The 12,442-nt window shown below is 71.7% G+C and carries 9 protein-coding genes; all 9 read right to left on the reverse strand.

What is annotated here, in order from left to right; all coding sequences use genetic code 11:
- The coding region (gene ftsZ / locus TR50_RS41275) for a cell division protein FtsZ (RefSeq protein WP_042435471.1) at positions 1–1,164 on the reverse strand (1,164 nt) is incomplete at its 3' end.
- A gap of 265 nt (positions 1,165–1,429) precedes the next feature.
- Positions 1,430–2,212, reverse strand: a complete 783-nt coding sequence (locus TR50_RS41280) for a cell division protein FtsQ/DivIB (RefSeq protein ID WP_042435473.1) — start codon at positions 2,210–2,212, stop codon at positions 1,430–1,432.
- Positions 2,205–3,311 carry an undecaprenyldiphospho-muramoylpentapeptide beta-N-acetylglucosaminyltransferase gene (murG, locus tag TR50_RS41285; RefSeq protein WP_042435475.1) on the reverse strand — a complete coding sequence of 369 codons (1,107 nt, stop codon included), beginning with the start codon at positions 3,309–3,311 and terminating at the stop codon, positions 2,205–2,207. Before murG ends, TR50_RS41280 begins: the two co-directional genes overlap by 8 nt.
- A 6-nt stretch (positions 3,312–3,317) precedes the next feature.
- The gene (gene ftsW / locus TR50_RS41290; protein WP_042435477.1) at positions 3,318–4,607 is read right to left on the reverse strand and encodes a putative lipid II flippase FtsW; all 1,290 of its coding nucleotides are present in this window, start codon (positions 4,605–4,607) and stop codon (positions 3,318–3,320) included.
- 118 nt (positions 4,608–4,725) lie between these two features.
- Entirely contained in the window at positions 4,726–6,177 is a 1,452-nt protein-coding gene (murD, locus tag TR50_RS41295) for a UDP-N-acetylmuramoyl-L-alanine--D-glutamate ligase (protein ID WP_439654285.1), read from the reverse strand.
- A gap of 16 nt (positions 6,178–6,193) precedes the next feature.
- Positions 6,194–7,255 (reverse strand): phospho-N-acetylmuramoyl-pentapeptide-transferase, encoded by a 1,062-nt coding sequence (mraY, locus tag TR50_RS41300; protein ID WP_042367134.1) that lies wholly within the window; start codon positions 7,253–7,255, stop codon positions 6,194–6,196.
- Positions 7,255–8,688, reverse strand: a complete 1,434-nt coding sequence (locus TR50_RS41305; protein WP_042435483.1) for a UDP-N-acetylmuramoyl-tripeptide--D-alanyl-D-alanine ligase — start codon at positions 8,686–8,688, stop codon at positions 7,255–7,257. Before TR50_RS41305 ends, mraY begins: the two co-directional genes overlap by 1 nt.
- A 7-nt stretch (positions 8,689–8,695) precedes the next feature.
- On the reverse strand, positions 8,696–10,372 hold the full coding sequence (locus TR50_RS41310; RefSeq protein ID WP_439654286.1) for a UDP-N-acetylmuramoyl-L-alanyl-D-glutamate--2,6-diaminopimelate ligase: 1,677 nt from the start codon (positions 10,370–10,372) through the stop codon (positions 8,696–8,698).
- 73 nt (positions 10,373–10,445) lie between these two features.
- The coding region (locus TR50_RS41315; protein WP_236654817.1) for a peptidoglycan D,D-transpeptidase FtsI family protein at positions 10,446–12,442 on the reverse strand (1,997 nt) is incomplete at its 5' end.

Raw genomic sequence — 12,442 nt, forward strand, 5'->3', positions numbered from 1 at the left:
GGCCTGCTGCGGGACCGGGGGGATGGTGGGCTCGGGAGCCGGAACCGGGCGCGGGGTGTCCTCGGCGCGCGGGACGCTGCCGAGGGTGTGGATGCTGCGGCCCGTCGCCGTGGAGCCCGCCGCCGAGGAACCCGCACCGGCCCGCGGGAACTCCGGCGTCGCCGGACGGTCGCTCGACGCGGAGCGGACGATCGGCTCGCGCACGATCGGGGTGGGCTGGCCGCCGTCGAAGCCGGCCGCGATGACGGTGACCCGGACCTCGTCGCCGAGGGCGTCGTCGATGACGGCGCCGAAGATGATGTTCGCCTCGGGGTGCGCGGCCTCGCTGACCAGCTGGGCCGACTCGTTGATCTCGAACAGGCCCAGGTCCGAGCCGCCGGAGATGGAGAGCAGCACGCCGCGCGCGCCGTCGATGGAGGCCTCCAGCAGCGGCGAGGAGATCGCCATGACCGCCGCCGCCTTCGCGCGGTCCTCGCCGCGCGCCGAGCCGATGCCCATGAGCGCGGAACCCGCGCCGCTCATCACGGACTTGACGTCCGCGAAGTCGAGGTTGATCAGGCCCGGGGTGGTGATCAGGTCGGTGATGCCCTGGACACCGGAGAGCAGCACCTGGTCGGCGCTGCGGAACGCGTCAAGGACGCTGACCTGGCGGTCCGAGATGGAGAGCAGGCGGTCGTTGGGGATGACGATGAGGGTGTCGACCTCCTCGCGCAGCTGCGCGATGCCGTCCTCCGCCTGGTTGGCGCGGCGGCGGCCCTCGAAGGTGAACGGGCGGGTGACCACGCCGATCGTCAGCGCGCCGAGCGAGCGCGCGATGTTGGCGACCACCGGGGCGCCGCCGGTGCCCGTGCCGCCGCCCTCACCGGCCGTCACGAAGACCATGTCGGCCCCCTTGAGGACCTCCTCGATCTCCTCGCGGTGGTCCTCGGCGGCCTTGCGGCCGACCTCGGGGTTGGCTCCGGCGCCAAGGCCGCGGGTGAGCTCACGGCCCACGTCGAGCTTCACGTCGGCGTCGCTCATCAGCAGCGCCTGGGCATCGGTGTTGATCGCGATGAACTCGACGCCCTTGAGCCCGACCTCGATCATCCGGTTGATGGCGTTGACGCCGCCGCCGCCGATACCGACGACCTTGATGACTGCGAGGTAGTTCTGCGGTGCTGCCACGTCGAAGGCCTCTCGCCTCGGATCTGTCTACTCATACCGAAGGGGCGGTGCTTTCGACTGCTCCCGACCCGAACCCTAAACATGAGGTTTAGAGTTAATGCTATGTCACTGCTGCATTATCCACTGTCACTAGGACAGTAGGCATCTGGGCATGCCGGTTCAACGGACACGCCGAGCAAGCGGTTTTTTCTTGTGAGCCTATGTGATCTACGGTCTCCGCGCGTACACGGGGGTCAACAAGCGTCAGGGCTCAGTAGACGGTCCGTCAAGACCGAAGCGCGGGATCCGTCGGTGCGCTCACGTCGTATCCGTGCGCTTGCTGCTTCAACAGCGCGGCCAGCACGACGGCCTTGCGCGCGCTCTGCTCGGGACTGCCCCAGTAGACCGTGCCCGAAGGACCGGAGAGGGTCAGCTCGATGTCGTCGTACGAGTGCACGACGACGGCCGCGGTGCGCCCCGCGATCGCCGGCGGAAGGGATTTGGCCACCTCGACCGCGCCGGCCACCAGGACCGTCTCGGGGAACTGGGCGAGCTCGCCCCTGCCCGCGTCCGACAGCGCGAGCTGCACGACCGGCACGCCCGCGGGCGGAGCGGACAGCGTCACGAACCGCACGCCGCTGGTGTCCTCCAGCGCGTACCGCCCGTCGGCGCCGCGCACCGCCGCGACGGGCACGCGCTCGGTGACGGCGATCCTGACCGCGTGCGGCCAGGAGGTCGAGACGTCGGCGTGGTCGACGCGCGGCAGCGCCTTCTCGACCCGCGCCTCGACCGCGCCGGTGTCCAGCTGCTCCAGCGGGCCGCCCAGCGGGACCTGGGCGGCCTGAAGCACCTGATCCCTGGTCAACGCCTTCAACCCGACCACGGTGACCGTGCGCACGTCGAAGACCGAGGAGAACCAGACCAGCCACACGCCGGTGCCGAGCAGCACGGCGACCAGGCCGCACAGCACGACGATCCCCCGGCGGGACAGCCTGACCGGCGGTCGGGGCGGCCGCTCCTGCGCGGCGCCCGCCCCGACCGACTTCTCGGCCCCGAGGGTCTCAGCCACGACGGCGGCCGCTCCGGTGTGCCTCGATCGCCTCGTAGACCATCTGGGCCAGCAGCTGGTCCGCGTCGCGGCGGCCGAACTCGGCCGCGGCGTGGGACATCTGCCACAGGCGCTGCGGGTCGGTCAGCACCGGCAGGACGTTCTGCAGCACCCAGTCCGGGGTCAGCTCCGCGTCGTCGATCAGCAGGCCGCCGCCCGCGCGGACCACCGGCTGCGCGTTCAGCCGCTGCTCGCCGTTGCCGATCGGCAGCGGCACGAAGACGCCGGGCAGGCCGACCGCGGCGAGCTCGGCCACCGTCATCGCACCGGCCCGGCACAGCATCAGATCGGCCGCGGCGTAGGCGAGGTCCATCCGGTCCAGGTACGGCAGCGCGCGGTAGGGCGGCATGCCCGGCAGGTCGTTGACGGGCGGCAGCTCGTTCTTCGGGCCGACCGCGTGCAGGATCTGGACGCCGTACTGCTGCAGGCGCGGCGCGACGGCCTGGACGGTCTCGTTCAGGCGCCGGGCCCCCTGGGAGCCGCCGGAGACCAGCAGGGTGGGCAGGTTCTGCTCCAGGCCGAAGTACTGCCGCGCCTGCGGGCGGGCCATGCCGCGGTCCAGGTTCGCGATGGTGTGCCGCAGCGGGATGCCGATGTAGCGGGCCTTTTGGAACTTGCTGTCCGGCGTGGCCACGGCCACGTAGTCGGTGTAGCGGGAGCCGATCTTGTTGGCGACGCCGGGGCGGGCGTTGGCCTCGTGGATGACGATCGGCACGCCGCTGCGCTTGGCGGCGAAGTAGGCCGACATGGCGACGTAGCCGCCGAAGCCGACCACGACGTCCGCCTTGGTGCGCTCCAGGATGTCCTGGACGGCCTTGACGGTGTTGCGCAGCCGGCCCGGCAGGGTGATCAGGTCGCCGGAGGGCTTGCGCGGCAGGGCGACCTTGGGGATCAGCGCCAGCTCGTACCCGCGCTCGGGCACCAGCCGCGTCTCCAGCCCCTGCTCGGTGCCGAGCGCGGTGATGCCGACCGTGGGGTCGTTGCGCCGCAGCGCGTCAGCCAACGCGAGTGCGGGCTCGATATGACCGGCGGTGCCACCGCCGGCGAGGACCACATGCACCGAAATTCACCGCTCCTTGTGGGGCTGCCGGAGGAACCGGCGCCGAGCCTGCTTGTTTCCCTTGCTCCTGCGCTTGCGCGTGCTCCGCGCGGCGAGCGTCGCCTTCGCCCTCGGCTCGCTGCGCGCGAAGCAGAGCAGCAGACCGATCGCGAACATGGTCGGCAGCAGAGCGGACCCGCCGTAGGAGAACATCGGGAGCGGGACGCCCGCGATGGGCAGAAGTCCCAGCACCGCACCGATGTTGATCATGGCCTGGGCCATGATCCAGGTGGTGGCGCCTCCCGCTGCGTACCTGATGAACGGTTCCTTCGTGCGTACGGCCACGCGGATACCCGCATACCCTAGTGCCGCGAAGAGAACGAGGACCGACACCGTCCCCGCCAGACCCAGCTCCTCGCCGGTCACGGCGAAGATGAAATCGGTGTGCGGCTCCGGCAGCTGACCCCATTTCTGCACGCTCGCGCCGATGCCGGTGCCGAAGATGCCGCCGGAGGCCAGCGCCCAGATCCCGTGCACGGCCTGGAAGCAGGAGCCGTCCGCGCCGACGTGCGTCGCCCCGATGCAGCCGAGACGTGAAAGCCGGTGCGGCACGGTGATGATGAGCACCGCGCTGGCCAGCAGCGCGAGCAGCGCGCTGGCGCTGAACAGGCGCGCGGGCGCACCGGCCATCCACAGCAGCCCGAAGAGCAGCGCGCAGATGATCATCGCCGTGCCCATGTCGCCGCCGGCGAGGACGAGCGCGAGCAGCAGGAAGCCCACCGGCACGAGCGGGATGAGCAGGTGCTTCCACTCGCCGAGAGTTTTCATCTGCTGTTTACGAGTGAGCAGGTCGGCCGCCCAGAGAACGAGCGCGAGCTTGGCGAACTCGGAGGGCTGGAGCTGGAAGAAGCCGCCCAGCCGGATCCAGTTCCGGTTGCCGTTCACCTCGACGCCGATGCCGGGCACCATCACGGCGAGCAGCAGCACCACGACCACGAGCAGCAGCGGGTACGCGAGGGCGCGGTGGGCCCGGACGGGCATCCGCACGCCCAGGTACATCAGGCCCGCGCCTATCACGATGGAGATGAGCTGCTTCTTGAAGAAGTAGTCGAACGGGAGCCCGTCCAGCCGCGCCTCGATCTGCGAGGCGGAGAACACCATCATCAGACCGAGGACCAGGATCAGCGCGGATGATCCGAGGATCAGGTAATACGGCGTCAACGGCCGTTCCAGGCCCCGCTGGAACCGTCTCCAGGCCGCCCTCGGCCCCGCGAGCCGGCTGTAGGACCGGAAGGTTGCGACGTTCGCTTCCGGCACTTCGGTGGTCCTCTCCCCGGCACAACGACTATCGGCGAACGACCCTACCGGGTCGTCCGCCGATGAGCGTGGAGGCAGTGCCCGTGTGGAGGCGGTGCCTACGTGACGGAGGCGGCGCCTACAGCGCGTGGACCGCCGCGGCGAACGCGTCGCCGCGCTCACCGTAGTTCGTGAACATGTCCATCGACGCGCACGCCGGGGCGAGCAGCACGGTGTCGCCGGACTCGGCGAAGCCCGCCGCCGCGTTGACGACGGACTCCATCGCGGCGGCGCCGACGACGCCGTCGGGGAGTTCGAAGACCGGGACGTGCGGGGCGTGCTCGTCCAGCGCGGCCTTGATGACGGCGCGGTCCGCGCCCATCAGGACGGCGGCGCGCAGCCGCGGGGCGGCCGCCGCGACGAGGTCGCCCATCTCGGCGCCCTTGGCCAGGCCGCCGGCGATCCAGACCACCGACTCGTAGGCGGCCAGCGAGGCGGCCGCGGCGTGCGGGTTGGTCGCCTTGGAGTCGTCGACGTAGGCGACGCCGTCCACCTCGGCCACGAAGGCGATGCGGTGGGCGTCCGGCCGGAAGGCGCGCAGGCCGTCGCGGACGGCGCGCGGCTCGACGCCGTAGGCGCGGGCCAGCGCGGCGGCGGCCAGCGCGTCGGCGATGTTGTGCGGGGCGCTGGGCTGGACGTCCTCGACGGAGGCCAGCTCGGCGGCCGCGTGGCGGCGGTCGGTGATGAAGGCGCGGTCGACCAGCAGGTTGTCCACGACGCCCAGCTGGGACAGGGCCGGCGCGCCGAGGGTGAAGCCGACGGCGCGGCAGCCCTCCTCGACCTCGGCCTCGCGGACCAGGTGCTCGGTGGCCGGGTCGGCGACGTTGTAGACGCAGGCGACGACGTTGCCCTCGTAGATCCGGCCCTTGTCGGCGGCGTACGCCTCCATCGAGCCGTGCCAGTCGAGGTGGTCCGGGGCGAGGTTGAGGACGACCGCCGAGTACGGGCGCACGCTCGGCGCCCAGTGCAGCTGGTAGCTGGAGAGCTCCACCGCGAGGACGTCGTAGGGCTCCTCCGCCAGCACGGCGTCCAGCACGGAGACGCCGACGTTGCCGACGGCCGCCGTCCGCCTGCCCGCCGCCGTCAGGATGGAGGCGAGCATGCGGACCGTCGTGGTCTTGCCGTTGGTGCCGGTGATCGCCAGCCACGGCGCGGGCTCGCCCGTCTCCGGGTGCGGGCGGCGCAGCCGCCAGGCGAGCTCGACGTCGCCCCAGACCGGGATCTCCAGCTTCTCCGCCGCCTGGAAGAGCGGCGCGTAGGGCGGCCAGCCGGGGGCGGTGACGATCAGCTCGGTGTCGTCGGGCAGGGAGTCGCCGTCGCCGAGGCGGACGGTGACGCCGAGGGCGCGCAGCTCCTCGGCCTGGGCCTGCTGGCGTGGGCCGTCACCGCCGTCGACGACGGTGACGACCGCGCCGAGGCCGTGCAGCACCCTGGCCGCCGGGACGCCGGAGACGCCCAGCCCGGCCACCGTGACATGCAGGTTCTCCCAGTTCATACCGGTCATACCGTCCGCGACCTCACCGCTGCTCATCAAACCCCGCTGACTGTTAAGACGTGACCCAGCCAGCGTAGAAGAGACCGAGGCCCACGGCGACGCACAGTCCCTGAATGATCCAGAATCGGACCACGATGAGCACCTCCGACCAGCCCTTCAACTCGAAGTGGTGCTGGAGTGGTGCCATCTTGAAGACGCGTTTCCCGGTCATCCGGAACGAGCCGACCTGGATGATGACGGACAGGGTGATCAGCACGAAGAGGCCGCCGAGGATGGCGAGCAGCATCTCGGTGTGCGAGCAGATCGCCAGGCCCGCGAGCGCGCCACCGAGGGCGAGGGACCCGGTGTCACCCATGAAGATCTTGGCGGGCGAGGTGTTCCACCACAGGAAGCCGAAGCAGGCGCCCATCAGCGCGGCTGCGACGACGGCCAGGTCGAGCGGGTCGCGGACCTGGTAGCACTGGGCTCCGGCGGTGGCCGCGGTGGCGCAGTTCTGGCCGTACTCCCAGATGCCGATGAAGACGTACGCGCCGAAGACCATCACCGAGGCGCCGGTGGCCAGACCGTCCAGACCGTCGGTCAGGTTCACGCCGTTGGACATGGCCAGGATCATGAACAGCGCCCAGATGGCGAACAGCACCGGGCCGAGCGACCAGCCGAAGTCGGTCACGAAGGAGAGCTTGGTGGAGGCCGGCGTGGTGCCGGCCGGGTCCGGGAAGCGCAGCGCGCCGACGGCGAAGACGATGCCGACGATCAGCTGGCCGGCCATCTTGGCCTTGGCCCGCAGACCGAGCGACCGCTGCTTGACGATCTTGATGTAGTCGTCGAGGAAGCCGACCAGGCCCATGCCCGCGAACAGGAAGAGCACCAGCAGGCCGGACATGGTGGGCTTGGTGCCCATGATCAGGTGCGTCAGGCCGTAGCCGACGAGCGTCGCCAGGATGAAGGCGATACCACCCATGGTGGGCGTGCCGCGCTTGCTGTGGTGCGCCTGCGGGCCGTCGTCGCGGATCATCTGGCCGTAGCCGTGGCGGGCCAGGATCCGGATCAGGACCGGGGTGCCGACCAGCGAGAAGAACAGGCCGAACGCCGAGGCGAAGAGGATCGCCTTCATCAACGACCAGCCTCCCCGACGGTGCCCGCCATCGGGTCCTGCGCGAGCAGGGCCGCGGCGACCTTCTCCAGACCCACCGAACGCGACGCCTTCACCAGGACCACGTCCCCAGGCCGGACCTGCTCCCGGAGCAGCTCGATCGCGCTATCCGCGTCGGGCACCAGCACCGATTCCTCACCCCACGAACCTTCGTTTCTCGCGCCCAGCTCCATGCAGGCCGCTTCCCGACCGCCCACCGCGACCAGGGTCGCGATGTTCAGTCGGACCGCGAGCCGGCCCACGGCATCGTGTTCGGCGAGGGAGTCCTCGCCGAGTTCCCGCATCTCCCCGAGGACCGCCCAGGTGCGGCGGGCCTCCGGGCCCCTCCCGCCGATCGCGGCGAGCGCGCGCAGGGCGGCCCGCATCGAGTCGGGGTTGGCGTTGTACGCGTCGTTGATCACGGTGACGCCGTCCGAACGGTCCGTCAGCTCCATCCGCCACTTGGACAGGCTCCCGGCCTCGCTCAGCGCGGCGGCGATCCGCTCCACGCCCAGCCCGCACACGGTCGCGACCGCGGCGGCGGCGAGGGCGTTGCTCACGTGGTGCTCACCGTAGAGCTTCAGGGCCACCGGCGCGGAACCGGCGGGTGTGCTCAAGGTGAACGAGGCACGCTGCAGATGGTCGAATCGGACATCGGTGGCGCGCACGGCGGCGTCCTCGGCCTCGCCGTAGTAGACGACGCGGGCCCGCGTGCGCGGGGCCATGCCGCGCACCAGCGGGTCGTCGCCGTTCAGCACGGCCACGCCGTCCTCGGGCAGCGCCTCCACCAGCTCGCCCTTGGCCTCGGCGATGCCCTCACGGCTGCCGAACTCGCCCAGGTGCGCGGTGCCGACGTTGATGACCAGGCCGACCTTGGGCCGGGTGATCCCGCACAGCTCGGCGATGTGGCCCTTGCCGCGCGCGCCCATCTCCAGCACCAGGAACTCGGTGTCCTGCCGGGCCTTGAGGGCGGTCAGCGGGAAGCCGATCTCGTTGTTGAACGAGCCCTCGGTGTAGACGCAGGCGCCCTTGCTGCCCAGGACCTGGGCGATGAGGTCCTTGGTGCTGGTCTTGCCGGTCGATCCGGTGAGGGCGACGACGGTCGTGTCGGTCAGTCGCGCGGTGACGGCCCGGGCCAGCCGGGCCAGAGCCTCCAGCACGTCGTCGACGACCACGGCGGGGACGCCGACCGGACGGCTCGCCAGCACGGCGACGGCGCCGGACCCGGTGACGACGCGCTCGGCGAAGTCGTGGCCGTCGACCCGCTCGCCCGCCACGGCGACGAACAGCGCCCCGGGCGTGACCTGGCGCGAGTCGTGCACCACCGGGCCGGTGACCCGCGCCTGCGGGTCCGGTGCGTCAACGAGCGTCCCTCCGGTGGCCTCGGCCACCTCCGCGAGGGTCAGGGGGATCACGTTGGCTCTACTCCTCGACGTCCATGGGGGCGGACTGGGCAATGAGACTGGACTGCTCTGTCTGCGAGGACTGCGCTGTCTGCGAGGACTCTGCTGTCTGAGAAGCGATGGCGTCGCGCAGCACGACGCGGTCGTCGAACGGGCGGGTCTCGCCCTTGGCGTACTGGCCGACCTCGTGCCCCTTGCCGGCGACCAGGATCGAGTCCCCGGCGTGGGCGCGGGCCACGGCGGCGGCGATGGCGCGGGCGCGGTCGGGCTCGACCAGCACGTCGCCGCGGCCCTCCTCCGGCACCTCGACGGCGCCCGCCAGCATCGCGGCGAGGATCGCCAGCGGGTCCTCCGAGCGCGGGTTGTCGCTGGTCAGGATGGCGGTGTCGGCGTAGCGGGCGGCGATGGCGCCCATCGGGCCGCGCTTGAAGGGGTCGCGGTCGCCGCCGCAGCCGATGACGACCAGCACCTGACCCTTGGTCACCTCGCGCAGCGAGCGCAGCGCGCCCTCCAGCGCGTCCGGCTTGTGCGCGTAGTCGACCACGGCGAGGAACGGCTGACCGGCGTCGACCTGCTCCATCCGGCCCGGCACGCCCGGGACCGCGGCGACGCCGGCGACGGCCTCGGCGAGCGGCAGTCCGGCGGTGACGGCGGCGGCGACGGCGGCCAGCGCGTTGGCGACGTTGAACGGACCCGGCAGCGGCGAGGACGCGTCGGCGGTCTGGCCGTCCGGGCCGACGACGCGGAAGTGCGAGTCGGCGTGTCCCAGCTGGACGTGCTCGGCGCGCCAGTCCGCGGCCGGGTCGCCCTGGGCGGAGTAGGTGACGACGGGGATCTCGGACTCGGCGGCCAGACGGCGGCCGTAGTGGTCGTCGAGGTTGACGACGCCGACGCGAGCCCGGCGCCGGGTGAACAGCTGCGCCTTGGCCCGGAAGTAGTCGTCCATGTCCGGGTGGAAGTCGAGGTGCTCGGGCGTGAGGTTGTTGAAGACCGCGACGTCGTAGACGACGCCGTCGACCCGGCCGAAGACCAGCGCGTGGCTGGAGACCTCCATCGCGACCGCGTCCGCGCCCGCCTCGCGCATCATCGCGAGGACCGCGTGCAGGTCGGTGGCCTCGGGCGTGGTCCGCTCGCTCTTGATCCGCGTCTCGCCCACGCGCATCTCGACGGTGCCGAGCAGACCGGGGGTGCGGCCGGCGCCGCGCAGCGCGCCCTCGATCAGATAGGCGGTGGTGGTCTTGCCGCTGGTGCCGGTGACACCGATGGAGAGCAGCTGCTCGGCGGCACGGCCGTAGATCGCGGCGGCCAGTTCGCCGACGCGGGCGCGCGGCTGCGCGACGACCAGCAGCGGGACCCCGGCGTCGGCGGCGCGCTCGGCGCCCTCGGCATCGGTGAGCAGGGCGACGGCGCCGTTCGCGACGGCCTGGGCGGCGAAGTCCGCGCCGTGCGCGTTGGCGCCGGGCAGCGCGGCGTACAGGTCCCCCGGAAGGACGGCACGGGAGTCGTGGGTGATGCCCGTCACCAGTGTGTCGGCGCTCGCCGGGGCACCCAGACCGAGCTGCTCGGCGACCTGCGCGAGGGCGAGGCCGTCGGTGGTCCTGGGGCGGAGCGAGGGCTGATCACGATGGGGCACGGCGGTGAGGTTACCCGTACCGGTGCTCTCGGAGCCAAGTGGGGAGTTGATTGCCATGTGCATGCCGCCATCCGTGCTGGTCATGTGAGGGTATCGCCATCCTTTTCCGCCGTCTGCCACCCTGCTGTGACCCATGTCACCAGTTGACGGGCAGGTTCGCCGGGGCCGCGCCGGTCGGCGGGACGTCGAGTGTCTTCAGTGCGAACTCCATCACCTGCTTGAAGACCGGGCCGCACAGCTGCCCGCCGAAGTGCGCGCCCACCGGCTTCTGGACCACGCAGGAGACCGTCAGCCGCGGCCTGTCCGCGGGCGCGAAACCGATGAAGGAGGCCGTGTAGCCGCTGTAGCCGTTCGCCGTGGCCCTGTTGGCGGTGCCGGTCTTGCCGGCCACCAGGTAGCCGGGGATCTGCGCCATCGTGCCGGTGCCCTGCTCGCTGCCGACCACCGACTGCAGCATCTCGGCCAACTGCTGGGCCACCCCGGTGCTCACCACGCGCGTGCTGGTGGGCGCGGGCGTCGGCGTGTACCGGCCGTCCGGCCCGGTGACGCCCTCCACCAGCGTCGGCGCGACCCGCACGCCGCCGTTGGCGATCGTCGAGTAGACCGAGGTGGTCTGCAGCGCGTTCACCGCCAGGCCCTGACCGAAGGGGATGGTGTACTGCTGTGAGCCGTTCCACTGCTGCGGCGGCGGCAGGATGCCCTGCGTCTCCCCGGGGAAGGCCAGCCCCGAGGGCTGGCCGATGCCGAACTTGGTCAGGTAGTCGTAGAGCACCTGGTCGGCCTGGCTCTGCGTCGAGCCCAGGTGCTCCGCCGCGAGGATCGTGCCGATGTTGGACGACTGCGCCAGCACGCCGTTCAGGGTCAGCTGCTCGGTGCCGTGGGCCACGTCGTCGTGGAACACCCGGTCCGCGCGCGGCAGCGCGCCCGGCACGGTGACATGCGTCTCCGGGGTCGCCACGTTCTGCTGGAGCACCGCGGCCATGGTCATCAGCTTGCTGACCGAGCCGGGCTCGTACGCGTCGCTCAGCGCCGTGTTCCCGATCGCGTTCGGATCCGCGTGCGCGAGGTCGTTCGGGTCGAAGCCGGGAGCGGTCGCCATGGCCAGGATCCGGCCGTTCGTCACGTCCTGGACGATGACGTAGCCGCCGAGCGCCTGGCTCTTGGACACCTGGTCGGAGATCGCCTTCTGCGCCTCCCACTGGATGTCCCGGTTCAGCGTCAGCCGCAGGCTCGACCCCGGCACCGGCACCGTCTCGTGCTGGCCGCCCGCGGTGGGCACCTCGCGGCCGTTCGCCTGCGCGTAGACCTCCTTGCCGTCCACGCCGCGCAGCAGCTTCTCGTACTGCTGCTCCAGCCCGCCGGAGCCGACGCCGTCGGCGTTGACGAACCCCAGCACGTTGGCGGCGAGGCCGCCGTCCGGGTAGACGCGCTTGTCGTGCCGGGCGTGGAAGATCGCGGCCAGCGGGTTGGCGCAGGCGTCGTCGACCCGCCCGTCGTCCCCGGCCTTGAGCGCGAGGGTGTTCTCGACCAGGCAGTGACCCGTACCGGCCTTGTACGCCAGCTGGTTGCCGAGCGTGTTGATCTGGTTCCAGGTCTGCGGGCTCTGCTGCTTGGCGATGAGACGGTACATGTCCGTCTTCGGGTTCTTCGCCGTCAGCGCCTGTTGGAGCGTCTTCTGGTCCTGGCCGAGGATCGGCGCGAGCAGCGCGGCGGCCTGCGCGGGCCCGTCGGTGACGTGCAGCTGCTCGGGCGTGAGCATGGTCGGGTCGGCGGTGACGTCGTACGCGGTGACGGTGGTCGCCAGCACGTTGCCTTCGGCGTCGGTGATCGTCCCGCGTTGCGCGGAGAGCGGCGTCGTCACGTACCGGTTGGCGCTGGCCTCCTCGGCGAGCGCGGTGGAGTCCAGGAACTGCAGCTGCACCAACCGCCCCGCGAACAGCGCGAACACGACCCCGAGGGCGATCCACATCCCCTTCAGCCGCTTCCGCGGCTCCCCCAGCCGCAGCTGCTGCGGCCCGCCGGGCCCCGGCCTCCTCGGCGCGGGCGGCCTGGACCGCGCGGGCGCGCTCCCGCGCGCCGACCCCTCCGACCGGGACGCGACGGCGACCCGCGCGCCCCTGCGCTCGTCCCCGC

Origin of the sequence: Streptacidiphilus anmyonensis (genome assembly GCF_000787855.1) — a bacterium.
Classification (GTDB): Bacteria; Actinomycetota; Actinomycetes; order Streptomycetales; family Streptomycetaceae; genus Streptacidiphilus; species Streptacidiphilus anmyonensis.

What these genes read in the sequence shown, in the direction of transcription:
- murD (WP_439654285.1), bottom strand. Translation starts at nt 6,177, where the DNA reads ATGAGCAGCGGTGAGGTCGCGGACGGTATGACCGGTATGAACTGGGAG.
- mraY (WP_042367134.1), bottom strand. Translation starts at nt 7,255, where the DNA reads ATGAAGGCGATCCTCTTCGCCTCGGCGTTCGGCCTGTTCTTCTCGCTG.
- TR50_RS41310 (WP_439654286.1), bottom strand. Translation starts at nt 10,372, where the DNA reads ATGCACATGGCAATCAACTCCCCACTTGGCTCCGAGAGCACCGGTACG.